This window comes from Alistipes sp. Marseille-P2263 (genome assembly GCF_018101075.1).
GTDB classification, from domain to species: domain Bacteria; phylum Bacteroidota; class Bacteroidia; order Bacteroidales; family Rikenellaceae; genus Alistipes; species Alistipes dispar.
In genome coordinates, this window is the sequence record NZ_JAGQEJ010000002.1 from 212,525 (window position 1) to 238,484 (window position 25,960).

At 58.7% G+C, this 25,960-nt stretch carries 15 protein-coding genes; 5 read left to right on the forward strand and 10 right to left on the reverse strand.

Annotation, left to right across the window (positions count from 1 at the left end; translation table 11 throughout):
* The first annotated feature begins 3 nt into the window (after positions 1-3).
* Positions 4-1,428 (forward strand): MFS transporter, encoded by a 1,425-nt coding sequence (locus KB554_RS04105; RefSeq protein ID WP_211035071.1) that lies wholly within the window; start codon positions 4-6, stop codon positions 1,426-1,428.
* Entirely contained in the window at positions 1,421-2,656 is a 1,236-nt protein-coding gene (locus KB554_RS04110; RefSeq protein ID WP_211035072.1) for an AGE family epimerase/isomerase, read from the forward strand. Before KB554_RS04105 ends, KB554_RS04110 begins: the two co-directional genes overlap by 8 nt.
* A 172-nt stretch (positions 2,657-2,828) precedes the next feature.
* Here KB554_RS04110 and KB554_RS04115 read toward each other — a convergent pair whose 3' ends face one another.
* The 10 genes from KB554_RS04115 to KB554_RS04160 all read right to left on the reverse strand — a co-directional run bounded on the left by KB554_RS04115 (position 2,829) and on the right by KB554_RS04160 (position 21,269).
* On the reverse strand, positions 2,829-5,690 hold the full coding sequence (locus KB554_RS04115) for a glycoside hydrolase family 2 TIM barrel-domain containing protein (RefSeq protein ID WP_141428114.1): 2,862 nt from the start codon (positions 5,688-5,690) through the stop codon (positions 2,829-2,831).
* A 3-nt stretch (positions 5,691-5,693) separates the two neighbouring features.
* Positions 5,694-7,352 (reverse strand): cellulase family glycosylhydrolase, encoded by a 1,659-nt coding sequence (locus KB554_RS04120; RefSeq protein ID WP_141428115.1) that lies wholly within the window; start codon positions 7,350-7,352, stop codon positions 5,694-5,696.
* Between the two features lie 81 nt (positions 7,353-7,433).
* Positions 7,434-8,000 carry a DUF1735 domain-containing protein gene (locus KB554_RS04125; protein ID WP_162502051.1) on the reverse strand — a complete coding sequence of 189 codons (567 nt, stop codon included), beginning with the start codon at positions 7,998-8,000 and terminating at the stop codon, positions 7,434-7,436.
* Between the two features lie 52 nt (positions 8,001-8,052).
* Entirely contained in the window at positions 8,053-9,717 is a 1,665-nt protein-coding gene (locus tag KB554_RS04130) for a RagB/SusD family nutrient uptake outer membrane protein (protein ID WP_211035073.1), read from the reverse strand.
* Positions 9,718-9,735: 18 nt separating this feature from the next.
* Positions 9,736-12,612 (reverse strand): SusC/RagA family TonB-linked outer membrane protein, encoded by a 2,877-nt coding sequence (locus tag KB554_RS04135; protein WP_211035074.1) that lies wholly within the window; start codon positions 12,610-12,612, stop codon positions 9,736-9,738.
* A gap of 33 nt (positions 12,613-12,645) precedes the next feature.
* Positions 12,646-14,484 (reverse strand): RagB/SusD family nutrient uptake outer membrane protein, encoded by a 1,839-nt coding sequence (locus tag KB554_RS04140; RefSeq protein ID WP_211035075.1) that lies wholly within the window; start codon positions 14,482-14,484, stop codon positions 12,646-12,648.
* A 20-nt stretch (positions 14,485-14,504) separates the two neighbouring features.
* Entirely contained in the window at positions 14,505-17,720 is a 3,216-nt protein-coding gene (locus KB554_RS04145; protein WP_288171020.1) for a TonB-dependent receptor, read from the reverse strand.
* 112 nt (positions 17,721-17,832) lie between these two features.
* Positions 17,833-18,906 carry a glycosyl hydrolase gene (locus KB554_RS04150; protein WP_242116292.1) on the reverse strand — a complete coding sequence of 358 codons (1,074 nt, stop codon included), beginning with the start codon at positions 18,904-18,906 and terminating at the stop codon, positions 17,833-17,835.
* A gap of 236 nt (positions 18,907-19,142) precedes the next feature.
* Complete coding sequence (locus KB554_RS04155) at positions 19,143-20,186, reverse strand: hypothetical protein (protein WP_141428122.1); 1,044 nt, start codon at positions 20,184-20,186, stop codon at positions 19,143-19,145.
* Between the two features lie 198 nt (positions 20,187-20,384).
* On the reverse strand, positions 20,385-21,269 hold the full coding sequence (locus tag KB554_RS04160; protein ID WP_198418193.1) for an AraC family transcriptional regulator: 885 nt from the start codon (positions 21,267-21,269) through the stop codon (positions 20,385-20,387).
* 355 nt (positions 21,270-21,624) lie between these two features.
* Here KB554_RS04160 and KB554_RS04165 point away from each other — a divergent pair, with 355 nt between their 5' ends.
* From KB554_RS04165 to KB554_RS04175, 3 genes are read left to right on the forward strand one after another with little or no spacing between them, the layout of a single operon-like run.
* Positions 21,625-23,259 (forward strand): carboxylesterase family protein, encoded by a 1,635-nt coding sequence (locus KB554_RS04165; RefSeq protein WP_211035078.1) that lies wholly within the window; start codon positions 21,625-21,627, stop codon positions 23,257-23,259.
* Between the two features lie 35 nt (positions 23,260-23,294).
* Complete coding sequence (locus KB554_RS04170; protein ID WP_211035079.1) at positions 23,295-24,776, forward strand: glycoside hydrolase family 30 beta sandwich domain-containing protein; 1,482 nt, start codon at positions 23,295-23,297, stop codon at positions 24,774-24,776.
* Positions 24,764-25,954, forward strand: a complete 1,191-nt coding sequence (locus KB554_RS04175; RefSeq protein ID WP_211035080.1) for an esterase — start codon at positions 24,764-24,766, stop codon at positions 25,952-25,954. Before KB554_RS04170 ends, KB554_RS04175 begins: the two co-directional genes overlap by 13 nt.
* The last annotated feature ends 6 nt before the right edge of the window (positions 25,955-25,960 follow it).

Sequence of the window (25,960 nt, forward strand, 5' to 3'; positions counted from 1 at the left end):
GATATGGCTGCCCCGCTTTCCGAAAAGATCGGCTACGGACTCGGTGACATGTCATCGAGCATGTTCTGGAAGATTTTCTCCTACTACCTGCCCTTTTTCTATTCGAACATTTTCGGCCTGTCGCTCGAGCATGCCGCCATGATGCTGCTCATCACGAAACTGGCCGATGCGGTCATCGACCCGGTCATGGGGATCGTTTGCGACCGCACTACCTCGCGTTGGGGACGTTATCGCCCCTATCTGCTCTGGATCGCCATGCCGTTCGCGGCCGCGGGTGTGCTGACCTTCACGACGCCCGATTTAGGTTATACGGGCAAACTGATATGGGCCTATGCGACCTACATGCTGATGATGATCGTTTACACGGCCATCAACGTCCCCTATGGCGCCATGCTCGGCGTAGTGACCGCCGACTCCCAGGAGCGTACGGTCTTCTCCTCCTACCGCATGTTCTTCGCCTACGGCGGATCTTTTCTGGCTTTGGCCCTCTTCGAGCCCCTCTGCACGCTCTTCACCCCGCCGTTCGTCGGGACCGACGGTGCGGCGAGGATCGCAGCCGAAGCCCGGGGCTGGCAAACGGCCACGGCCGTCATCGGAGTGCTCTGCGCCGTGCTCTTCTTCCTTTGCTTCCGCATGACGCGGGAGCGCGTGAAGGCCTCCTCCGAGACGAAAAGCACGCATCACAGCGTAGCCGGCGACATTCGTTCGCTGATGACCAACGGCCCGTGGTGGATACTGCTCGGCGTGGCCATCTGCGTACTGCTTTTCAATTCGATACGCGGCGGCGTGGCGGCCTACTATTTCAAGGACTATCTGGGCGAGGACAATTCGCTCGGCGGCAACCTGCTGCTCTCATGCGGCGCTTTCCTGGCCATCGGCGAGGTCGCCAACATGCTGGGCGTGACTCTCGCGTCGCCCGTCGCCCGCCGTATCGGGAAGAAGCAGACCTACATGCTGGCGCTCATCGGCTCAGGAGTCCTGAGCGTCGTATTCTTCCACATGCCCCTCTCGGTGGCGGGCTGCTGGGCAATCGTCGTACTGCAAGTGCTCATTTCAGCCTTCGCGGGGATGACCTTCCCGCTGCTGTGGAGCATGTTCGCCGACGTGGCCGACTACTCCGAACTGAAGCACGGGCACAGTTCAACAGGACTGATCTTTTCCTCATCGTCAATGGCCCAAAAGTTCGGCGGTGCATTTGGCAGCGCCCTCATCCTTTGGCTGCTGGCGGCCTACGGATACAATACGGAGGCCGATGCCGTGCAGTCCGGGCAGACGCTCTTCGGACTGCGACTGCTCATGAGCTATCTGCCCGCCGCAGGGTGTGCACTGGCCTCCCTGCTGCTGGTCTTTTATCCACTGACCGACCGCCGCATGAAGCATATTGCCGGCGAGCTGTCGATACGCAGAAAAACCGAGGATCATGAATGACTTACTGAAAACCTTCCGGCAGGAACTGCTCGATGAGTTAGAGCACGATATCCTGCCCTTTTGGACCGAACGGGTGATGGCTCCCGCCGAACGCCGTTTCTACGGACGCATAGCCGGCGACGGCACGCTCTATCCCGACGCCGATCAGAGCGCCGTACTTTACGGCCGCCTGATATGGACCTTCTCGGCCGCCTATCGGATGACAGGACGCCGGGAGCTGCTCCTGCCAGCGACCTGCGCGCGCAACTACCTCCTCGACCACTTCATCGACCCGGAATTCGGCGGAGTCTATTGGTCGGTACGTGCCGACGGCACGCCGGCCGATACGCGCAAGCAATTCTATGCGTTGGGATTCGCCATTTACGGATTGAGCGAATACGCACGCGCGACGGATGACGCGCGTGCGGCGAAGGAGGCATGGCGGCTCTTCGAAACCATTGAGGCCCATTCGTTCGATCTGCAGAACGACGGCTACCTCGAGGCGGCGGCCCGCGACTGGTCCCCCCTGGAGGATGTCCGCCTGAGCGACAAGGACGCCAACGAGCACAAAACGATGAACACGCATCTGCATATCCTCGAAGGGTATGCCAATCTGCTGCGGCTTTACCCCTCGGAGGAGCGGCTGCGCAGTCAGACACGTCATCTGCTCGAACTCTTCTTCACGCGCATCGTGACTCCGGACGGGCATCTCGGGCTCTTTTTCGACGAAACATGGCACGACCGCCGTCCGGGCGACATATCGTTCGGTCACGACATCGAAGCATCGTGGCTCCTTTTCCGAACGGCTCAAACACTGGGCGACGACGAACTGCTCGGACGCGCGCGGAGTTGCTGCGCACGGATCGCCGAAGCGGCACTCGAAGGCTACCGGCCCGACGGCAGCATGATCTACGAACGTCATGCCGACGGCTCGATCGACGGCGAGCGCCATTGGTGGGTGCAGGCCGAAACGGTCATCGGGCTCTATTACCTCTACCGTTACTTCGGGCGGGCCGAAGCGATCGAAGACTCGATGCGAACATGGAAATACATCCGAACGCACCTGATCGACCGTGAAGGCGGCGAATGGTGGTGGAGCATTCTTCCGGACGGTACGGTCAATCGGCGCAACGACAAGGCCGGATTTTGGAAATGCCCCTACCACAACGCACGTATGTGCATGGAGGTCACAACTCTCATCGAAAGGGAGGACGGCCGTCCGCCGCACCGGGCGACGCCGATCGGATGAAACGCACGAAAGGGACGCCCGCAGGATAGGGACCGTACGGACACCGGTCATACGCGAGCCGAGGGGATGATCTCCCCTCGGCTCGCGTTTTCCCGCCGGCATGTCTGATCCAGCGCTTGTTCGGTTCCGGCCCGGCAGGAGCCGATCCCGCGGTCACCGGGACGCAAAGGCCTTACAGGGACAACAGCGTTTTCCTATCGAAATTGTATCCTTCAGCCGAGAAGACCGTATCATCCGCAGCCGGGAATTCGGCCTCCACGATCCGCCTTTCGCCGGGCAGCAGGTGGATGTATCCTTCCGAGATATAAGCCGGCAGCACAGCCTCTCCGCTCTCCGCCTTCCGGATATTGAACTTGACGGCGACGGCCGTAGTCGAAGCCGTATTGGCCACCTCGACCCGTACGCAACGGCTGCCGGCCTCGTCATGCGATTCGAGCAGCCGGGCTTTCAGCTCCGGAGCCGCCACTCCGTTCAACGCGGTGAAATTCCGGTCCGCGCTGCGCAAGTAGTCATTGACCGATACCCGTTTCCCCTCGACAAAGAGCTCCAGACGCAGCAGATGGCACGGATCGCCCGGAAGCGGCTGCAAAACGGTAACCGGCGTCACACCGTTGGCAGCGATCACGGCGACGTTTTCCGACAGTCCGTCCAGCCGCTTCCCGTCGAACGTATATCTCGAGACCACGACCCGCGCCCGGCGACAGTCGTTGCGCGTGGTATTGACCACCAAGACCTGTCCATCGTGAGGATTGGCCTGCACGTGAAGCTTCTCGCAAGCCTTACGGCAACCATAGAACGAACCGTGGGTCTCGAAATCCCACGAATAGGTCTGCCACTCGAGGCTCGGCCAGGCCGGATGGCTCATCCACAGCAGGACACCCGACGCGGAATTCCACATGCGGCTGTTCCACGCCTCGAGCATCGCCCGGTGACTGTCGTAGTTGATCAACTGGGCCTTGCGGCAGAAATCGTCGAGCGATTCGGCTTTACCGTACAGATCGTCCACGGCCTGACAGTACTCCGGCAATCCGAAATGCAAATCGTGATAATACCACGTATCGCTGATAGGCCACCGTTCCGATTCGGGAATAAACTTGCGCATCGACTCGGCCGTAGGAACCGACGGCGATCCCAGTTCGGTCGTGAATCCGCAGGCCTGGACGGCGAAGTACTCCTTCTCGTCGATATAATGCCACGGACCGCTTGTGCGGAGATTCATATAACGCGAATTGGGGCTGTAAAAGCGAGTCCCGTCCTCCCCGGCAATCAACCGCTCGAGTCTCGGCGCCATCGTCGGGGTAGCGTAACCTTCATTGCGCGGGCACCAGACCGCAATCGAGGGGTGGTTACGGAAGCGCTTAACGGTCTGCCGGGCATTCTCGATGAAAAGGTCCTCGTCATTGACGTTCAGATTGCTGCCCTCGGTCGAGATCCAGAAGTCGTTCCACACCAGCATGCCGTACTCGTCGCACAGCGTATAGAAGATCTCCTCCGTCGATTCGCCGGTCCAGTTGCGCACCATGTTGAAACCCTCTTCGCGGTGCAGCCGGAAAGCCGGTTCGAGCCGTTCCCGCGACACCCGCTTCATGCCGTCGTCCATGCCCCAGTTGCCGCCGCGGCAGAAGATCCGCACTCCGTTGCAGCGGAGTACCAGATAGGGCGACGTCGCATCCTTCCCGATACGTCGCAGACGAGAGACATCAACCCCCTCGCGGAGGGCCGGAACCACGACATCCTGCTGCACGACACGCCGATGAAACGTATCGAACAACGGTTCACCATCGCGTACGTCGTTCGTGGGCTGAAACTCGAAACGAATCTCTTCGCCCCGGGGCGTATCGGCCGTCAGTTCGTAGGAAAACTCCCGGACGCCGAAGCGAACCCGCCGGACGTCGGACTCCGCGCCGCCGCACTTCACCCGCAGATCGAGGTCGTACATCGCCTGATCGCCATAACCGTTCGGCCACCACAACCGCGGATTTTCCAGATGCAGTCCCGGAATCTCAGCGGGCGAGACGCTCACCGTGCGGGACTCGCCGGCCGCCAGTTCGACCGGATACTCGAATTCGGTCACGCCGTCGATCCGGCCACACAGCACGACATGCCGCCCGACGGCGGCATGGTTGGTCATCTCCATGCGGACCGTCACGTCGGCCGACGACGTGTCGGGCAGAGGCAGGTCGGTCACCACCTGCGGGTAGGCCAACGTAACGTCGCCCGTATATGCGAGGGTCACGTCCTGCCAGATGCCGATGTTGCGGTCGCGGATGCCGGGAATCCAGTCCCACCCCTCAGAACTGATAAAGGTAGGACCGTCCAGACACAACTGCCCGCCGTTGGGGCCCCGCCCGGCGGCTTTCGACTGCTCGTGCGGAATACCCGGATTATAGGGCGGATAGATCTTCACGGCCAACACGTTATGGTCGGAGAAACATTCCGTCACGTCGAACAGTCCTTCGACGAAGGCTCCGCGGATATCGCCGAGTTTCCGGCCGTTGAGCCATACGTCCGCCCGATAGTTAATGCCTTCGAAATTCAGCCACACACGACGCCCGGCGACATCGGCAGGCTTGTCGAAACGGATCCGGTACCACCACTCCGTGCGACAGAGGCTTTCGGGAATGGCCATGTTGTTCAGCCCGTAGTAAGGATCGGGATAGACGCCGGCATCGACCAGTGTGGTCAGCACCGTTCCCGGCACCACCGCATTATACCACCCGGAAGTATCGTATGCAGGGCTGAAAAGCGAGCCTCCCTCGGCCACGACCCGATCGGCATCGGTCATTTCCCAACCGCCGGCCAATGTCCAGGTGGCGTCATCCGACTTTTCGAGACGCACTTCAACAGGCCGCTTGGCTTTGGGAACCGCCTGTTGGGGCGGCGTCTCGGATTTCGGAAGCTCCGACTCGGGTTGCGGAACGACCAGTCCGAAATTGGTAGGAGGCAACGGCTGCGCCGTCTTCTGCGCCTCCGCATCCTCGGCAAAGGACAGCAACGACAGGGAAAGCATGGCAAGTCCGATGTTCAAACGCATGACTTATTGTTTTTCAGGAGTAAATACATAAATCCGTTCGCCGTAAGGCTCTATCTCGATATCATCGACCCGCAGTTCGCCGGAACGGCCCCCAACGGGATCCATCCACGCATATTTCTGCGGATCGAGGCATTCGACCGCATAAACGCCGCCGATGTCCGCCCCGACCGTCAGCTCGGCACCCTCGATCCGCCTGTCCGAGTTGTTGTACAGATAGACGAAAAGCGTCCGGTCGCATTTGACGCTCATGGCTTCGAGCGGCGTGCAGTCGGCCTTCACCGTCTCAAAGGCTCCGTTGCCGGCAGCCAGCATCCGGTCCGAAATTTCACGCACACCCCGGAAATAGGTCATCATGCCACGGTTCTCGAAATACTCCCACCACCAGCTCATCGGAGTGACAGGCGTCGGCGAAAAGAGCCCGTACCAGAGTCCGCGCCGAAAATCACGATCCATGTCATCGGCGAAATCGTCGAAATTCAGCGACCAATCCCACTCGTAGCCGAACTCTCCGATGACGTAGGGCTTTCCGAAACGCTCCTCATAGTCGCGGATGGTCGAAGGGATGATCGCCGTATTGCGGTAGATATGCTTCTGATTGATATCCAACGAGGGCACTTCGTTCAACCCGGCCAGATCACGATGCGAAATCGAGGTCGTGACGGGATGTCCGAACGGATCGATCTCCTTCAGGTATTTGCCCATGCGGGCGTGCCACGCCACAATCTCTTCGGCCGGGATCGGCCCGCCCGGATTTCGGTGTTGTATGTTGTCGATCTCGTTGAAGAACTCCCACATGCCAATTGCCGGACTGTATCCCCAACGGGCTACGATGTAACGCAACCGGTTCATGTAGCGCCGCGCCTGCGGCTCTCCGTTGAAGAACTCCCGGTCAGCAGGCACGGCCCCCTGGCCCATGCAGAGCATAACGTGGATACCCAACCGCTCGCACAAATCCACAAAACAGTCCAAGCGCTCCACGGCGCTCGGATTATAATATTCGTCGGAGGGCGTATAGCGCAAATTGTTAAAATGGTCGTGCTGATCGATCGGGAAATTGAACGAACACATCCATACGCGGATGAAATTGCCTCCGTTTTCGGCGAAAAGCGGCAGCATGCGGTCGTAGTTGTAACGGTCGTGCTGCTCGTGCAGCTCCTTGAAAAACTTCGAATCGTCATTCGCACGCGATTCCCAGCAAATATTTTCGGCCACACCCCGGAAAGGCGTTCCGTCGTCGTAAACCAGCGTCCAGTTGTCACGGACATGGAGAATGCCCCGCTCGCCCTCTGCGGCAGGCTGTACGCTGAGTTCGACCGCCCTGGAGCGTGCGACCTCCTCGCCCTGCTCGCTCAATCGGAACCGGCAAAAATAACGGCCGGGCTCCTGGGGCGTGAAACGGGCCTCCCAGCGCGACTCCGCTCCGGATTTGCCCTCGACCCAGAAGCACGGCAACAGGCGCTCCTCGCCCGAAGGAGTTTCGATCAGCATGTCCAGCGCCACCTCTTCCTGCAGGTAGGCATTCCGGTAATCGGCGGTCAGCAGCACCGTAAAATCCGTGCGTTCATACAATTTCGGAGTGCGAGTGGATGGTTCGATCGAATGGAAGCGGCCGCTGCAACCGCCCGACAGCAACAGGCTGAAAAAAATTGACAGGAATCTCATACGCGCAAGTCTGATTCAGGGAAACGGCATGCCCGACCCGGGGACACACCGTTTCCATCGGGTTAATTATTCAAGATGATACTAAAGCGCCTCGACCGCATCGTTCAGGGCATCGACATCGACAATCACCGCGGTCACCGTACCGGTTTCGGCGAGTTCATAGGCCGTGGGATCGGAAATGCCCACTGCCAGCACATACTTTTTGCCGGCATTGGCCGGATCGGAAAGCCCGCTCCGAGGAATCTCCAGGTAGAAGACTTCCCCCGACTTGCCGGACGGAACCGTGACCGACCGGGGAAGCGGCTCGTAGAAGTCGGAGGGCATCGGTTCGCCGCCGAACTGCGACACCGCGGCCGCCGTCTCCTCTTCCGACGTGTAAACCGACACCGAAAATCCCCTTGCATCGGACAGTTTTCCCGATCGCGTCACGCCCAGAACGGCCTTCACATAGCCCGCGGTCACCCGGAAATTATAGGTGTATTCACCGTCGCCGGAGGGCACCGCATAGGAGTTGTTCAACCCTCCCGACTGCATGGCCTGGGGCATGTATATCTTGCCGAATCCGTAATCGGCATCCCCGTCTCCGTCACAGGCGGCAAACCCCATCATGCAGACGGACGCCAGGAACAGCACAAATTTCTTTCCCATATTCATAATAGTTTTCTCTTTTAATTTAAGATTTGCTCATCGACTGATGATATTAATAACCGGGGTTCTGCTCCAGCGTGTGATTCGAATTCTCGACCTCCGAACGGGAGAAAGGCATGTAATAGTTCCGTTCGAGGAAAGTGCGCTTCGCCACCTCCACCTCTTCGTACGACCAGCCGTTCCCATCCGTTTTGGCGACCTTCACGCCGTAAACCGGCTCATTGAGGACCTCCATCGCATCTTTCCAGCGCAGCAGGTCCCAATAGCGGTGATCCTCGAAAGCCAGTTCGATCCGGCGCTCGTGCCTGACGGCCTCGCGGAAGTCATCCTTATTCTCCGCCGTTACTTCGGGCAGCAGCATGCTGGCACGGTCACGGACTATTTGCAGGGCCTCGCGTGCGGTCAGCGTGTATCCGTTGTTGTCGTCGGGGCCGTAGGCCTCGTTCATCGCCTCGGCATAGTTGAGAAGAATCTCCGCGTAGCGGAACACCACCCAGTTGTGCTGGGCCGTAGCGCCCTGCGTCAGATTCAGGTTGTCGGTCAGGAATTTCTTGAGATAGTAGCCGGTCCGGCTCGCATTGGGCTGCGCCATGTCGTCCATGGCCCCCGCCGACTGATCGATCGTCCGGCCGTTCCACGTGCTGCTGTTGGTCACGATGCTCGCCTCCAGACGGGGATCGCGGTTGGCATAGGGATTCGCGGGATCCACCTCTCCAATCCACTCGTAAGCCTTGACCAGATTATGCGTCGGAGTCACTCCCGAAGCGCCGCCCTGCGTCGCAATGGGATAGTTGTTCTTCTCCATGTCGTTCGACATCCCGCGGCGGACCACGTAGATCGTTTCCGGACTGCTCAGGCTGCGGTTGCCGACGAAATAGGAGCCGTAATCGCTGTCCAGCGAATAGTTCAGCTCGCTGTTGCTGATCAAATCGTAGGCAGCCGCCGCAGCCGCCTCCCACTTCGCCAGGTCGCCATCCGGATTGTTCCGCAACGAGGCGGCATACAGCAGCGTCCGCGATTTGATGGCCAATGCGGCGCCCAGCGTGAAGCGGCCGTTACGCTCGGTGTAGTCGTTCCAATCGACCGCCAACCGGTCCTTGCAGTTATCAATCTCCGAGACGATGTAATCGACCACCTCGTCATACGACGACCGACTCACGAACTGACCGTCCGCATACGGGCTCTCCACGATGGGAACCCCGCCGTACTGCTTGATCAACTCGCTGTAATAGTAAGCCCGGGCGACGTGCGCTTCAGCCTGGTAGTAATGCAGCGAAGCCAGATCCCGTTCATAGTTGGGACGATCATTGATCGTATCGCGGTTCATGCCGATCATATACTCGCCTTTGCCGTCGGCCGTATAATCCAGGAAAAAATTGGCAGCGCGAATTCCCTCGTAACAGTCGGTATAGAGGTTGGAGATCGGATTCAGGTTGGCGTTGATGACCCCCTGGTTGAAATAGCTGGCATCGCACAGCGCCTTGGTCTGTTGCGCCTCGTCCGACGCCGCGGCAAAAAGGTTCGAATCGAGCACCGTATATCCGTCCGTGATGGGCGTATAGAAAGCATTGCCGAACTTCCACAGCGTTCCGAGGGTCGTCTCGATAGACTCTCCCGTTTCATTCTGATCGAGACTCGTATCGAGGAAATCGTCGCACCCCTCCATCGTGCCGACGCACAGTATTGCGAGAATGGCTCTGAATATCAAGTTTTTCATAATATGCTCCATGATTGATTAGAAAGTGATGCTGACTCCGATATTGTACGACTTGAGAACCGGATAACGGTACGACAGCAGTTCGGGATCGAGATCGTAGTCCGACATCAGCTTGCTGATCGTGAAGGGGTTGATCACGTTCAGATAGATCCTGAACTCGCCGATGCCCGCCTCGCGGAACTTGGGATGGTCCTTGAAACTGTAACCGAGTTCGATATTCCGCACACGCAGAAAATCGCGGTCCTTCACCCAGAAAGAGCTCAGCCGGTAATTGTTTTCATTACTTTGGGTCGTCAAACGCGGATAGGTCGCCGTCCGGCGGGTGTCGATCCCTTGTTCGGGATAATAGGCCCATGCACCACGCGCCAGCGGGTAAACATTGCCGTTGTCCACGAACGCCATCGTCTGCACCGAATTGTCGAGCAGATTGTACGAAGCTCCGGCGATGCCGTCAAGCAGGAAGCTGAAATCGAACCCCTTGTAGCGGAACATCGCGCCAACGGAGTAGGTCCACTCCGGATAGGGAGACTTGCCGATCTTGGTCACGTCGTTCTGATCGACATAGCCGCTGTTGTCCAGATCGAGATACCTGATGTCTCCCGGCTGTACGCTGCCGAACATCGGCTGCGGCAATCCGTCCCTGAGCGAACCGTCGTCGTTGAAGTCGCTCACGTCGTAGAATCCGTCAGCCACCAGCCCGATCAGCGTGCCGTAGGGACGACCGGTTTCGGCGTTGTAATCGTAAGCAGGAGCCACCTCGGCCATGTAGTCGATCGTATTGCGGTTGAACGAAACAGCGGCATTGACCGAATAGCCCCAATCCCTGCGCTGGTCGGACCATAGGGCCGAAATCTCGAAACCGCGGTTGGTCATTTTGCCGATGTTGTTGAAATAGTTGTTCTTGCCGTAGTAGCCCATGATCGAATTGTCGAGCGTCAGGATGCCGGTCCGCTTGTCCAGAAAAGCGTCGGCCGTCACAAAGAGCTTGCCCCAGAGCGAAGCATCGACACCGATATTGTATTTGTTGCTGCGCTCGGAGTGGATGGCGCTGTTGGGCACGAACATATTGACCAGCGAACTCTGCCATACCCCCTCGGTAGCCCCCGTGTAGAAGGACCCGATGTAGGAGTTGGTATAGTAGTCCTTGAAGAGGAAGCGTCCGTTGGACGAATAGCCGGACAATACGCTGGTCGCGTCCGAATCGGCGAACCCGCTACGTCCGTAGGAAAGGCGGAGCTTCAGCAGGTCGATCACTTTCGAATCCCTGAGGAAAGACTCGTTGGAGAGAACCCACGCTGCGGAGATCGAAGGATAGAACGACCAGCGGTTGCCGGGAGCAAAAGCGTCGTTGCCGAAGTAGGAGAATCCGAATTCGGCCACATAACGATCGTCATAACTGTAATTGACCCGGCCGTTATAGTTCAGGTAGTGGTACTGATAGGAGAAAATACCGTCGCCGTTGTAAGCCGAGATGTGGAGATTGACCGCGGCATCGACGGCATGCCGGCCGAACTGGCGGTCATAGCCCAGCGAGATATGCCCCTGCTTCCAGTCCTCCATGCCGTCCGAACCGTAACCGCTGGCCTGTAGCGACGTATCTTCGTCGGTAGTGGTACGCACCCCGTTGTGGTAACGGGCATAGTTACGGGTCTTCGAATAGCCGCTCGTCGTATATGTATTGAACGAGAAGGCCTCGCGCAAATAGAGTCCTTCGGTGATGAAGTCGAGTCGCTCGACGAGCTGGAAATTACCCTGCAACACCCGAGACTGCGCCTGACGCCACCCAAGGGCATTGATCGAAGCGACCGGATTGCTGTTGTAGGTTGACGTACCGGAATAATGGGTATGGGCCTCGTCGTCCCATATCTCGTAGATGTTCGACGGATAGCGAGCCATGTTATAGAAGAGATCGTCGATCGTGATGTTCGGGCGTTTGCCCCGTTCGATGCGTCCGCCCAGATCGACCCGGGCCTCGATGAACTTGAACATCGTGAAGTCGAGATTGGCGCGCAGTCCATAGCGCTCGTAGGTGCGGTTCGAGCGCGAATCGCTGTTGCTGACGTCGAACAGCCCCTGCTGGTTGAGGTAGTTCAGCACGACGTTGTAACGGGCCGTCTGCGTACCGCCGCGGAACGTGACGTCGCCGTCAATCACATAGCCCGAATCGCGCAGCACCTCGTCATACCAATCGACATTCGTCGCGGAACCGTTCTGGTAGGCTTCGAGTGCGGCGGCATCGTAGGCGGGCGACCAACTGCCGTTGTCGTTGCTGACAGCCTGATTATAGAGGGAGGCATAACCGTATGAATCGAGCGGCTTGGCATAGGTCGTAGCCTGCTGGATACCGTAGTGTACCGAGGCAGAGACCGAGGCGGGTCCGATCTCGCCGCGCTTGGTCTCGATCCAAATGACGCCGTTGGCACCGCGGTCGCCGAAGATCGAGAGGGCGGCACCGTCTTTCAGAACGGAGACCTTGTCGATCTCCGCGGGAGAAAGGTAGGCGATATAGTCGGCATTGACCTCGAAACCGTCCACGAAGATCTTGGCTGTGTTATAACCGGGTTTCCCGTAGGATCCAATGCCGCGAACGAGCCAACTGGCCATATCGTTGCCCGGCTCTCCGGAACCCTGGAAAAGGGTCAGGCCCGTGAACTGTCCGGCGAAGGAGTTGGTCAGGTTCGTCTGTCGGTTTTTGGCCAGCGCCGGCCCGTCGGCCGTGGATACGGCCGCCGTGGAGCGAAGCTGCGAGGTTTCGAAAAGGAGCCCGGGCGTCACCCGGCCCTTCGCCTGTGTCGAATCGGCCGTGACCGCAGGTTCCCGCCCGGAGGCCGCCGCGACAGCGGTCGAGAAGAACCCCGCAATGAAAAGCAGCGGTATAATGATATGTCTGTTCATAATCGAAATGTTTTACGGCAGGGGTTGCCAATATTAATATCCGGGATTCTGTACCAGCGTACCCTTATTGATCTCCGACTGGGGCAGCGGCTCCAGATACATGCGGGGGTTCCAGTAGGACGTATAGGTGACCGCATTCCAATAGGATTCGAGACCTTCCGGCAGGTTCAGACTGCCCGAAGCGTCGGCCTTGACCTTGAACTGGAGCTCGCGCATGTCGCCGCCGATGATCCCCTTATCTATATTCTCATCCTTCCAGTGCTTCACGTCGTAGTAACGCAGATTCTCCCGATAGAACTCGACGGCGCGTTCGCGGTGGATAATCTCACGCAACGCATCCCGGTCCGTTTCCGTGACGGCCGGCAGACCGGCACGGTTGTGCACCATATTGAGGTTTTCGAGTGCCTTGGTGGGGTTTCCATACTCGTTGTAGGCTTCGGCCAGATTGAGGTAGATTTCGGCCATGCGGAACAGCGGGAACTCGAACCAGACGCGCGAGCCCGCATTATAGTAGAACTTGGTCGGAGCCGCGCAACCCTTGTCCGTGCCGAGCACTTCGGGGAATTCGCCCGTCTTGGCGGCATTGCCTGTCTGACGGCCCCAACTGTTGGCCGTCCAGTTCGAGTTGCCCGGATTGTTGAAGGCGTCGAAACCGATGAAGATATTGTCGGCTTTGGCACGAGGCTCAATGCCGTTGATCTTTTCCAGCCAGTCCGAAGCATCGCGCGGAGCGGAATCCCCGACTTTCGGCCAGTCGATGTCGTCGCCCTTCTCGTCGTAGTAGAGTTCGAGGAAATTGCTCAACAGACCGCTCATATCCGTATCGTACCGGTTGTTGGTCCAGTAATTCGAATAATTGTTGTAGTAGAAGATCGCACTGCCGGGCCACGTCCACTGGTCGGTCTCGTTGCACTTGTAAGCCAGCAGCACCTCGCGGTTGGCCGGCGTGGAGGTCGCCGTGGCGTAGTCGGCGAAGGCGTTGGGGTTGGGCTGGCCGACACCGGCTCCGCCCGTATTGAGCAGCCGGTAATTGTACTCAAGGGCCCACTCCAGCACATCCTCGTTGGCCTCGATGGCCGTATTCCAACGTTCAGGATCGGACGAGCCGAAGCATACCAGGTCGTTATGGGCGCTCTCGATATAAGGCGTCGCGGAATTGAAGAGCGGACGGGCGGCGAAGAGCAGCGTCCGGGCTTTGATGGCCAGTACGGCGCCGCGCGTCATGCGGCCCTGGTCGGCAGCGCTCCAGTCGCCTTCGGGCAGCCCGTCATAGGCTTTCTGGCACAGTTCGAGGATATAATCGAGCGTCTCGGAGAGCGACGAACGGCCCATCGAGACTTCGGGATCGGCCGGCGAGGTGAACGACTTGCGGACGATGGGCAAACCGCCGTAGCGGTAGAACATGCCCATGTAGCGATAGGCTATCAGCGCCAAAGCCTCGGCCTTGACGTAGTTCTTCTCCTCGGGAGTCATGTCGGGCACCCTGTCGATATTCTCGTACACGGTCCAGCAATGACGGATGTAGGCCCAGTTGTTGCCGAAGTGGTCCGCCCCGGCATCGGAACCGTCGGTTCCGTTGACATTCAGACCGGAATTGACAATCATGTAGGTCCCGTGCCAGGAGTATCCGCGCGCGACCTCGCCGCTGATGGCTCCGAGCGTACCGTGGCTTACGCCCCATCCGCCCGGCAGACCGTGGAGCAGAATCTCGCGGTAACAGGTCATCAGGGCACTTTTCGCATTCTTGGCCGACCCGTAAACTTCGTTCAGATCGACGGTTCCGGTCGTGTCGGGCATCTGCAGGAAGGTATCCTGACAGCCGGTCATCCCCAACGACACGGTCACGAGCAATGTTATGAGTGTTTTTTTCATTGTGATTCCAGTATTGAGCATTAGAAAGTCAGGTTCACACCGAAACTGAATACGCGGGTCAGCGGATAGATATAGGTGCTTCCGTCCACCGTCTCGGGATCGATGCCGATATCGGTAAGTTCGTTCTTGAAAGTATACACATTGTTCGCATTGAAGTATATCCGGATGGCGCTGATCCGGCTGCGGGCCAGAGCCCCACGGGTCATATCGAACGTATAGCCGAGCTCGATATTCTTGATTTTAAAATAATTGCTCGACTTCATCCAATAGTCGCTCGTCAGGTAGTTGTTGTCCGAAGAGGTCGGATCGAACGTCGCGCGCGGAAAAGTGATCTTCTCGCCGGCGGCATAACGCTCGGCAGTCCAGCGGTTGTCGTACATCCACTTCCAGGCATTGCCCGCCTTCTTGTAGAACGGCATGACCATACCGGGCGTCAGGTAGTAGGACCCGTTGGCCGTACCCATGAACAGCACGCGCAGATCGAGGCCTTTCCAGCCTACCGAGGCTTTCACATTGAAGTGGTACTCGGGATAGTTCGGGAAACCGATGGGCGCCACATCCTTGTTGTCAATCAAGCCGTCGCCGTTGAGATCCACATAGCGGATATCACCCAGCGAAGCCCGGTTGGCCGTATAGGTGTTGTACGGCCTGTTGGCCAGCTCTTCGTTCGTATTGTAGAGCCCGTCGCTCACCAGACCGAGGCGCTGGCCGATGGAAAAGCCCGTCTCATTCATCCAATAGTAGGGATTCGGAGCCTCTGCCTTGTAAACGACCTTGTTGCGGGCATAGCTGATATCGCCGCTCAACGAGTAGCGCCAATCTCCGACCTGATCGGCCCACGAAACCAGCAGCTCATAGCCCTGGTTCTTGGTCACGCCCACATTGACCGGCGGCACCGAGCTGGTTGCCACGCCGTAAATACCCGGAATCGTACCGAGCGTGGTAAGGATGTTGCGGCGGTCTTCACGGAACCAATCGGCCGTAATCGAGAGCCTATCGCGGAACATACGGGCCTCAATACCCACGTCATACTTCTTGGCCCGCTCCCACGTGATGTCCGGATTACCGAGCGTTCCCTCCGTGGCGCCGGTCCAATAGGGATTGGGCGAGGAGCCGTCGGAGTTGCCGAGCCAATATCCGCCCTGATCGAGGTTATAGGTGTTGGGCAGGTAATAGAAGCGGCGGTTGCCGCCCAACTGATCGTTGCCCACCTCACCGTAAGAGGCGCGGATTTTCAGGAATGTCAGGATGTCGTTCTCGGGAAAGAAGTCCTCGGCCGTCGGCACCCACCCGATCGAATAGGCCGGGAACCAGCCGAAACGCCGGCCCTCGGCGAATTGCTCGGTACCGTTGTAACCGACGTTCACTTCGGCCATGTAGCGGTCCTCGTAGTTGTAGGTCACGCGACCGACGAAGCCCATCACGCCCGAAGGCACGTTGTACGAGTCTCCCGGCATCGTATAACGCGAAGCCTTGCCCAGCACGAGCGCCGAGACGTTGTGACCGTTGAAGCTGTCGTGCCAGTCGATACCGGCGTCCAGATAGAGCTTGTTCCAGTTGCTGTAACCCCACGATTCGAAAGTTCCGGCCCCCATGCCGCCGCCGAAGAAGTCGAGGCGGGTCGGGTCGGTCGGATTGCGCTGTACCGTGTAGGTCGGAATCGACGGCGTGTACTTCACAATCCGGTTGTAGTTGTCCTGGTAATTGACCGTACCGTAAACACGCAGGCCCTCGAGCAGGTAATCCATCGTATGCTCGAGTTTGATCGTGTTGTCCAGCAGCGAGTTGAAAATGCTGTTCGTACCGGCCCTCAACAAACTGACGATGGCATTCTGGTTGCCGATCGTACTGGCGGTCTTATTGGCCAGCGGGTTCTGCTCGGTTCCGGCGACACCGGCGAAACCTTCGATCAAATGGCCGTCAATCATACCGGGCGAGATGAACGGATTGGCATCGTAGATATACTGCATGATGCCCTTGTATCGCGACGAAAGATCGTAGGGGTCGCTGCCGCTGCCCAAACCCTGCGATTTGCCGAACTGGCCGGCCACATTGACCGACACCTTAAAATTCTTGGCCACCTGAATGTCGAAATTCGAACGGAAGTTGTAGCGATTGAAGTTCGAACCCGTATCGGCATCGTAATACCGGATGTCCGTCGTGATGCCCTGCTGTGAGAAATAGCCGAAAGAAACAAAATACTTCACGCGCTCCGTACCTCCCGAGACATTCAGGTTGATCTGCATCTGCGGAGCCACCCTATCGAACATTTCCTTGTAAAGATCGCGGCTGGCATAATAAAGAGCGGGCTGGTTCTTCAACAGCTCCTTCTGCGCGGCCGTCAAGTCGCCGCGGGCATCCAGCTCGACGGGCGTATAGTCACGGTTGTTCCTGAATTTCCACAGATCGTAGTCGTCGTAGATGTAGGTCGAAAGGCTCTCCGTACCGGAGAAGCTCCGCTGGTCGTGGCGGATGGCCTCATTACGCATCAGGGCGTATTCGTAAGCCGAAGTACCCTTCTGCAAGCTCGACGCCGACGTAAAGCCGTAATTCATCGAGAGATTGACCTTCGGCGCCCCGGTCTGGCCCCGGCGGGTCGTGACGATGATTACACCGTTGGCGCCGCGAATACCATAGACGGCGGTCGATGAAGCGTCCTTCAGGACGCTGATACCCTGGATTTCATTGGCATCCATGGCATTCAGTTCGGCCATGGCCTGTTCCGAGGGCTGCTCAACGCCGTCGATGACAATCAGCGGGTTGGCCGAGCCGTAAGTCGAAATACCGCGGATACGTATTGATGCATCGTTGTGTCCGGGCTCGCCCGAAGTCTGAAGACCGCTTACACCCGGCGTATTGCCGAGCAGGGCATTCGAGATGTTGGCCACGGGCGTGGCGACCAGATCCGTACCCTTGACCTGCGAGATGGCGCCCGTGACATTGACCTTCTTCTGCACCGCGTAGGCTGTGACGACCACCTCCTCGGCCAGCAGCGAGGACTCTTTCAGGACAATGTCAATCACGGTCTGCGAAGCGATCCGGACCGTTTGGGAGGTATAACCGAGGAATGAGAACTCGAGCTCGTTTCCCGGTGAGACTTCGACGGAGTATCGGCCGTCGGCCATGGAGGTCGTACCGGTAGTCGTGCCCTTCACCATGATGGTCACACCCGGCAGAGCAGCCCCTTTCTCATCTTTCACGACGCCCGTAACCGTGTGAGTCTGAGCGCTCGCCACGAGGGGGGGGGAGCGACGCAACCCAACACCATTACCAGCGCATACAGCAATGACGTTTTAAAGCTTTTCACCATAGGTTTCGTATTCTTAAAGGTTTTCGTTCAGTTCTCGATCACCGGACCGTGACATGCTCGGCCATCGTGTACATATCGGGCAGGTCGCCGCTGAAAAGCGAGCGGGAACGCCCATACATGATGTTGAAGTCATCCGCCGAAACATGCCCGGGATAGACCGAATAGAAATGTCTGTCCGATTCGTTGCCGGCCACATACTTGTTGCGCCACATGACCACCATCGACACCCGCTGTCCCATCAGAGGAGCAAGGATGCAACCGGTCCAGTAATCGGCCTTCTCGAAAGACTCCTGGCCGGTTTCAGTGACGCCGCAGGGTTTGAGCTTTTCCTGCGAGAGAGCACTCAAGGTACGGAGGTTGGAAGTGAAGGCTTCCGTATTCAGACCGTGATAGCAGTCCATCCCGATGAAATCGACCCATTCGTCTCCGGGCCAGCGGAACAGCAGCCTGTCCCGCGTGTTGCCATAGACGGCATCCATCTGCGGCGAAATGGCGTAAATGAAGTTGTGCACGCCTTTCGTATCGCGCAGGTAACGAACGGTCATACGCCAGAACCCGACGAACTCCTCTTCGGTCGTACACTTCGACCCCCACCAGGACCACTCCTGCGTATGTTCGTGATAAGGACGGAAGATGACGGGAATCAGCCTGCCGTCCGACCCGCGAAGATTGTCGGCGAAGTCGGCCACGCGATCGAGCCACTCCATATACTTCGCATGTGCGGCGGTCGATTCGTCGAGAATGGCCTTCACCACCCCCGCATGGCTGTTGTCCCACGAGTCTCCGCCCGTCAGCGGGTTGTTCAAGTGGCAGCAGGCCGTGACGACTTCACCCCGTTCGTAGGCCTCGAGGATCACCCGGCGACGGATTTCGTTTTCACGCATGTCCGCCTCACGGTCGAACCGGTCGTCCATCAACGGGCCGAAATCGACGCTGAATACGGCAGGATAGTCGCCGCAAACGGCCTTCGTATCGGAGCCTCCCGGCTCGTCGTACCAGTAACGGCCGTACCAAAGGTCGTCGTGGTGGCCGAACATAAAGCCTCTGGAGGCAATGGTCCACAGATTCGAATAAAGCGCCTGCGTTTCGGCCGTCGCGGCAGGATCGACCATCGTCAGCGTGACCTGCTCCGGATCCGGGTCCGGGTCCGGATCGGAGCCGGAACCCGGATTCCGGTCGGGAGCCGTCTGTCCGTACGAGTCGGGAATATCTATATCGCTGCCACCGCACGAGACGGCCGTCAGCAGAAATCCGGTCCACCCGGCAAAAAGGAAGGACACCCGCAGAATGCGAGCAATACATGCAGTTGTCATGACAATATCCGTGTTCGTGTGTGAAAAAGGGAAGATCAATACTCCGCTTCAAGCAGTTCGGTGTGATTTTCAAGCGCCGAATCAGAACTCTTGAGCATGGTCCAGAACGTATTTCGGATATTGTGAACGAGCCAACGATCATCATCCCAGTTGGTATTCACCTCCCAGTCGTAGGGACCGGGAAAACCGCGGCCGAAAGCCGTATCGTTCACGGTAAAGGTTTTACCGCCCGCGAGACCGTGCGTACCGGCTTCCAAGACCGTCATCGTATAGAGCGGCTCGGCGTACTCCGCGTCCTCCCATTCATAGAAGGAGACGGTCCCCGAAGAATCTTTCGACCACCGGCTTTTGCCTTTGGGAACGATGCGATAGTAGCCATTGACATCCTTCTCGGCGTTGTTCTGGAAGAGGTAGTTGGCCCACTTGCCGTCGTCGCCCGCCAGATTGAGGCAGGTGCCGTAGCTCGTGCCCGAAGTCTCGTCAACGCGCGAAAGCCGGATACTGACAATGTTGTCCTCCTCATCGGCAGGCGTGTATCCGTCGCCCCAGTGCCACGACTTGTCCATAGCCGTCGAGATGATTTCACCGCCGTCCCAGCCGCCGAAAACGACCATCGAACTCTTGGGGGCGGTGCCGTCGAGAATACCGGCGATCGGATCGTGGACATAAACCCCCTCGAAAGGCTCTTTGAAAACGGTATAGGTAACCGTATAGGTGCGCTGCTCGCCGTTCTCGGCCGTCACGACGAACGAATCCCCGCCCGACGAAAGATCGAGCGTGCTGCCAGGCCGGACCGAAGCGGTCGCGTTGTAGGCAAATTCGATTTCGGTGACCTGCACGCGGCTCATGTCGGCGATACTGCCAAGAACGAGCTGCACGGAAATGGCGCCGGAATCGTCGTGGCGCCAGTCATCGGTAATGACCGCCGCTCCGATCTGGGACTCCAGCCGGAAACTGACAGGGGTCCGTTCACGCAGCCAGGGGTCCACCATGTCCGGTGCCGACGAGTCGTTTTCGTAACAACCGGTCAAAAGCAAACCCAGCAGGCACGACAAAACATAAGAGACGATTTTTTGCATAGAGTTGGTTGATTTGGGTTAGTTTACAATTTCAGACAAGACAGCCGCACCGACCTGTTCTCCCGGCGATCAGGCCATCGGACAGCTTGCATCTTACCGTTGTACAAACTTACTCAAAAACCGACTATTGCGATTAATATTTTTTTAACAAAATACAATGCAAAACAATCCTGCTCCGATTGCAGGAGCGGCCGCAGGTCAGACGTATATTTTTTTGTTGATGTACAATGTACGGAACCGGTGAGGAGGCATTCCCTTCTTGCGTTTGAAAATGCGATTGAAGTTGGCCATGTTGTTGAATCCGCAGCAGAAAGCGATCTCGGCAATGGTCATGTCCGTATCAATGAGCATCCGCGAGACATGCCCCAGGCGGATTTCGGCCAACGTGTCGATGAAATTCTGCCCGGTAGCCTTCTTGATGAAGCGGCTGAACGAAACTTCGGACATGTTGACCGTTTCGGCGACGTCACGCAGGGAGATCTGCCGGCTGAAGTTGCGGTTCATGTAGGCGAAAACGGTCTCGAGACGCTGCGAATAGGACATGTCCTTCTCCTGGACAAAGGTCAGATCGGAGAGCAGTTTCCGTTCGGAGGCGAACGAGAGGGTATTGAAAACGGCAAGCACATCGAGCAACGGCTGCATGCCTCCGGCCGATCCCCGCTCGTAGATACGCCGAAGAGCGGGAGCCACTTCGAGAGCTGTCTGTTCCGTAAAGAGCACTCCGCGCCGCGACTCCTCGAAAAGCCGTTTAAGGGCCGTCAGCGAGTTGCGGTTCAATAATTTGTCGTCGATCAGATCGGGGGCGAACTGAAGCGTCACCTCCTGGATGCGCTGGGAGCGGCAACCATCCGTGAACCAGGCGTGAGGCGTTTCTCCGTTGACGAAGACCAGTTCCGCGTCGCCGATCGTACCCATGTGGTTGCCTATTACGCGAGATGCCCCCGCCCCGTTGAGCACCAAGTTCAGCTCCAGCTCCTTATGGGTATGGAGCGGGAAGTCGAAACAACTTTTTTCACGGGAAAAGATCACGAAGCAATCGTTGTCGGTCAGCGGCGTATTTTCGCAGAAGATCTTCATCGCCATATTATAATAAGGTATTTTGCGTCATCTGACAGAGGCGTCAGAACAAAATTATAAAAAATATCCGACGAAACAAAATAATACCGAAATACGCTTCCCCTCATTTCGCCTGCAATAAGGCCGGCGCAATACGATGGCCGGTATTCAACACCCTGAAAGAAAGTCCCGGGGCACATGCGCCTATCCGCCGTATTCCCGACCCACGACGGGAACGCTTTCGGACCGGACGGTCGTAAAAGGATTGGATTATGGCAAAAAAGTATGATTGAAAACCGACCCGGCGTATTATTTTTGTTACGAACGAAACGATTCTCCGGAATTGATACTAAACGGACTTGAAACTGATATTTTTTTAACCATGAAACGACGTTCGCTCCTTTTGCAAGGGTTCTTTCTGCTACTTGCGGGCACGCATCCCGCTGCGGCCGCATCTCCCTCCCCCCAATCCGACGACCAGCAACTCTTCATCGGCGAACAGATCGCCGTCGCTCCGACCCGCTACGGCAAGGTGCGCGGTTTCATCCTGCGCGGAATCTACAATTTCCGGGGCATTCCCTACGGCGCGCCTGCTTCGGGAGAAAACCGCTTCATGCCGCCTCAGCCGCCCCGACCGTGGAAAGGCGTCCGCCCTGCCGTGGCCTTCGGCGATTCGGCTCCCCAGAGTTTCTACGACCGCCGTCCGGAGTCCTACTCGATGTTCGTCGATCATTGGAACTACGACGGCATGAGCGAGGACTGCCTGCGCCTGAACGTCTGGACACCGGGACTCGACGGCAAACGCCGCCCGGTCCTCGTCTGGCTGCACGGCGGCGGCTTCGCACGGGGCAACGGCATCGAACAGGACGGCTACGACGGCGAGAATATCGCCCGCTACGGAGACATCGTCTTCTGTTCGGTCAATCATCGCCTCGGTCCGCTGGGCTTCTCGGATTTCGCCGGGGTCGGCGGAAAAAAGTACGTCTCATCGGGCAACGCAGGGATGCTCGACATCGTGGCAGCCCTCGAGTGGGTGCGCGACAATATCGAAGCTTTCGGCGGCGACCCGCAGAATGTCACGATCATGGGCCAGTCGGGCGGCGGTGCGAAAGTGTGCAACCTCTGCGCCATGCCGGCGGCCAAAGGGCTTTTCCACAAGGCCGTGGCCCTGAGCGGGAATGCGACCCGGGCCAATTCGAAACAGTACGCCGAAGCGCTCGGCTCCGCCATTCTCCGCGAGGCGGGTCTCGATGCCTCGCAGATCGATTCGCTGCAACACATGCCCTGGGAGGAGTATATGCTTCTCGCCGAGCGTGCCGCACAGCATCTGAACGGGATTCCGGGTGTCGGGCAGCGGGGCGGCTTCGCCCCCGTCGGCGACGGCCGCGACCTGCCCGACGGAGAGTTCTACACGGGGCGCTACAGCACGTGGGGTACAGATGTGCCGATGCTGCTCTGTTCGACATTTCACGAGTGGAATCCCGACCGCGACGACCCCGAACTGGAATCGGTCACAACGGAAGACGTGGTCGGGCATCTGACACCCGTCTTCGGAGAGCGGGCCGGCGCCATTGTCGAAGCCTATGCGAAGAGTTTTCCCGAACTGCGTCCCATCGAACTGTGGAGCGTCATCGTCTCGAACCGCCGGGGCGTCGTCCACACGGCCGACGTAAAGTGCCGGGAGCAGCAATCGCCCGTCTATATGGCGTGGTTCGGCTGGGAATCCCCGCTCTTCGACGGACGCCACCGCGCCTTCCACTGTCTCGACATCTGTTTCTGGTTTCTGAACACCGACCGCATGGTGACCCATACGGGAGGCGGCAAGGCCCCGCGGGACCTCTCGTACCGCATGGCCGACGCATTGCTCGCCTTCATGCGCACGGGCGACCCCAATTGTCCGTCGTTGCCCTCATGGCCCCGCTACACGCCCCGCAAAGGAGAGGTGATGATCCTCGACGACCGCTGTCGAACGGCGGAAGATCCCGATCGGGAGGCCCGTCGGGCCTTCGGGGATTGATCGACAAAGCAGAACACTATAAACCCAACCGAATCATGAACCGCAAACTGTTACTTCTGGCCGGCGCTCTGTCGGGCATGGCCGTCACGGCATCCGCACAGACCGTCCGTTCCTACGTTACGCTTCCCGACCGCTCCGCGCTTTACTCCGAATCCGAAGAGTACGAGTTTTCCGACGTGCGCGACGACCGCGGCGGTCGCAGTTCCTATATCGTCATCGACCCGCGGCAAAGTTTCCAGCCGGTCGATGGTTTCGGCTTCGCCCTGACGGGCGGCAGCGCCGAGATGCTCATGCGAATGTCGCCCGAAGCCCGTGCAGCGACTCTCCGCGACGTATTCGATCCAGTGAAAGGCGCCGGTGTGAGCTGCGTGCGTCTGACGGTCGGGGCCTCCGACCTGAACCGTTTCGTTTTCTTCTACGACGACATGCCCGAAGGCCAGGAGGATTTCAGGCTGGAACACTTCTCGCTCTCGCAGGATCTCCGGGACGTAATTCCGGTCATGAACGAGATTCTGGAGATCAATCCCGACATCTGCGTGCTGGCATCTCCCTGGTCGGCTCCGTCGTGGATGAAGACCGTCTATGACGTGCGCGGCGGACAACTGCGCAAAGAGTGTTATGGAGTCTATGCCGACTACCTGGTGCGCTATGTGCAGGAGATGGAGGTCCACGGCATCACGGTCAATGCCCTGACAGTCCAGAACGAGCCGCTGCGTTCGACCAATACACCCAGCATGTTCTGGTTCGCCTGGGAGCAGGCCGACTTCGTCAAAAACCACCTCGGACCGAAATTCCGCAAGGCGGGGCTCGATACGGAAATCATCGTTTTCGACCACAACTGCGACCGCCCCGACTACGCCTTGGCCATCTACGACGACCCCGAAGCGGCACAATACGTGTCCGGAGCGGCGTTCCATCACTATGCCGGCGACATGAGCGCCATGACCTACGTGCACGAAGCCCGCCCCGACAAGGACATTCTCTTCACCGAGCAGATGACCACCGAACGCCCCGGGACCTCCCGCATCGACATCGCCGCATCGACCAAACGACTCATTGTCGGCCCCATGCGCAACTGGAGCCGCACCGTCGTGCTGTGGAACCTGGCGGCCGATCCCCTGAACGATCCCCACACCGACAACGGCGGATGTCCTTCCTGCCAGGGAGCGCTGACCATCGACGGCGATTCGGCGACCCGCAACCTGGCCTATTATGTCATTGCGCACGCCTCGCAGTTCGTTCGTCCCGGTTCGGTACGCATCGCCTCGACAGCGCCGGGCGACCGGACGGTAACGCTCGGCGAGGACGAACAACGGCCGAAGGTCTATCGGGCACAGATCACCGAACACGCCGACGTGGCGCCCAATGCGGCCTTCCGCACGCCCGACGGAAAGATCGTGTTGATCGTGGCCAATGACTCGTGGTCGCGCCGCTCCATATCCGTACAGTACAACGGCCGGTATGCAGAGTTGAACCTCGCTCCCGGCGCCACGGGGACCTTCGTATGGGACGAATAGCGAGCATCGTCTGCTGTCTGTCGCTGGCGGCGGGCAGCGTCCGGACACAGGCCCAGGATACCGTGCGGCATCCGGAGCGGACACGGAATACCTTTTCGACCGAAGGATGGTGGAAACCCGCCGGGCCGAAATTCTCCCCGGAGGTGCACGACGACCGGACGATTACGTTCCGCCTCCGGGCCCCGCAGGCGGAACGGGTCGAGCTGCTTTTCGACGAATGGGATGTCGTTCCGCAGACGATGCAGCGCGATACGGGTGGAATATGGAGCCTGACGATCGGCCCGGTCGAGCCGCGAATCTATCAGTACAAATTCCGGATCGACGGACTCGAGACCGTCGATCCGGTCAATCCCGACGTAAAGGCCGGGACCACGATCTACGGCAGTGTCGTCGAGGTTCGCGGCGGCGAGGAGCCCCGCTTCGACGAACGTCGCCGTGTCGGCGGCGAGGTGCACCTGCTCCCCTACCGCTCTTCATCGCTCGGGCAGTTGCGTACGGCGTGGATCTATGTTCCGCGTGAGGCTGTCGAGCACCCCGCACGCCGTCTTCCGGTTCTCTATCTGCGCCACGGTGGCGGCGACTTCGAAGGCAGTTGGGTGCGCGAAGGCCGCGTGGCCGCAATCATGGACAATCTGATCGCCGAGAAGGCCGCCGTGCCGATGTACGTCGTCATGACGAACGGTCTTACGGACGGTTCATGGGCCGGAGGCAGCACCCCCGAGGGCATACGACTGCTCGAAAGGGAACTGATCGGGGATGTCATCCCGCTTGTCGAAAACCGTTATCCGGTGCATAGAGACAAGCGCTGCCGGGCGATCGCCGGGCTCTCGATGGGAGGCGGTCAGGCTTTCGTCATCGGTTTGCGCAATCTGGATCTGTTCTCGGCAATCGGCCAGTTCAGCGCAGGGATCCTGAGCGACGGGACTTTCGACTACGAACGCTATATCCCGGGGGTAATGGAGGATCCGGAACGAATCAACCGCGAACTGGCCCTGCTGTGGATCGCCTGCGGAACGAAAGATCCGCGTCATGCCGGCCACCTCGATACGGTAGAAGAGCTGCACCGGCGGGGTGTGCGGTGCGAGTTCCACGATGCCCCGTGGGGACACGAGTGGCAATTCTGGCGCCTCCAGCTCCACGATTTCGCACAACGGCTGTTCCGAAACAACCATCAATAAAACTAC

Bases quoted from the DNA above. Each gene is read 5' to 3' on its own strand.
- KB554_RS04105 (WP_211035071.1), top strand. From the start codon at position 4: ATGGCTGCCCCGCTTTCCGAAAAGATCGGCTACGGACTCGGTGACATG.
- KB554_RS04110 (WP_211035072.1), top strand. From the start codon at position 1,421: ATGAATGACTTACTGAAAACCTTCCGGCAGGAACTGCTCGATGAGTTA.
- KB554_RS04115 (WP_141428114.1), bottom strand. From the start codon at position 5,690: ATGCGTTTGAACATCGGACTTGCCATGCTTTCCCTGTCGTTGCTGTCC.
- KB554_RS04120 (WP_141428115.1), bottom strand. From the start codon at position 7,352: ATGAGATTCCTGTCAATTTTTTTCAGCCTGTTGCTGTCGGGCGGTTGC.
- KB554_RS04125 (WP_162502051.1), bottom strand. From the start codon at position 8,000: ATGGGAAAGAAATTTGTGCTGTTCCTGGCGTCCGTCTGCATGATGGGG.
- KB554_RS04130 (WP_211035073.1), bottom strand. From the start codon at position 9,717: ATGAAAAACTTGATATTCAGAGCCATTCTCGCAATACTGTGCGTCGGC.
- KB554_RS04135 (WP_211035074.1), bottom strand. From the start codon at position 12,612: ATGAACAGACATATCATTATACCGCTGCTTTTCATTGCGGGGTTCTTC.
- KB554_RS04140 (WP_211035075.1), bottom strand. From the start codon at position 14,484: ATGAAAAAAACACTCATAACATTGCTCGTGACCGTGTCGTTGGGGATG.
- KB554_RS04150 (WP_242116292.1), bottom strand. From the start codon at position 18,906: ATGGTCGATCCTGCCGCGACGGCCGAAACGCAGGCGCTTTATTCGAAT.
- KB554_RS04155 (WP_141428122.1), bottom strand. From the start codon at position 20,186: ATGCAAAAAATCGTCTCTTATGTTTTGTCGTGCCTGCTGGGTTTGCTT.
- KB554_RS04160 (WP_198418193.1), bottom strand. From the start codon at position 21,269: ATGGCGATGAAGATCTTCTGCGAAAATACGCCGCTGACCGACAACGAT.
- KB554_RS04165 (WP_211035078.1), top strand. From the start codon at position 21,625: ATGAAACGACGTTCGCTCCTTTTGCAAGGGTTCTTTCTGCTACTTGCG.
- KB554_RS04170 (WP_211035079.1), top strand. From the start codon at position 23,295: ATGAACCGCAAACTGTTACTTCTGGCCGGCGCTCTGTCGGGCATGGCC.
- KB554_RS04175 (WP_211035080.1), top strand. From the start codon at position 24,764: ATGGGACGAATAGCGAGCATCGTCTGCTGTCTGTCGCTGGCGGCGGGC.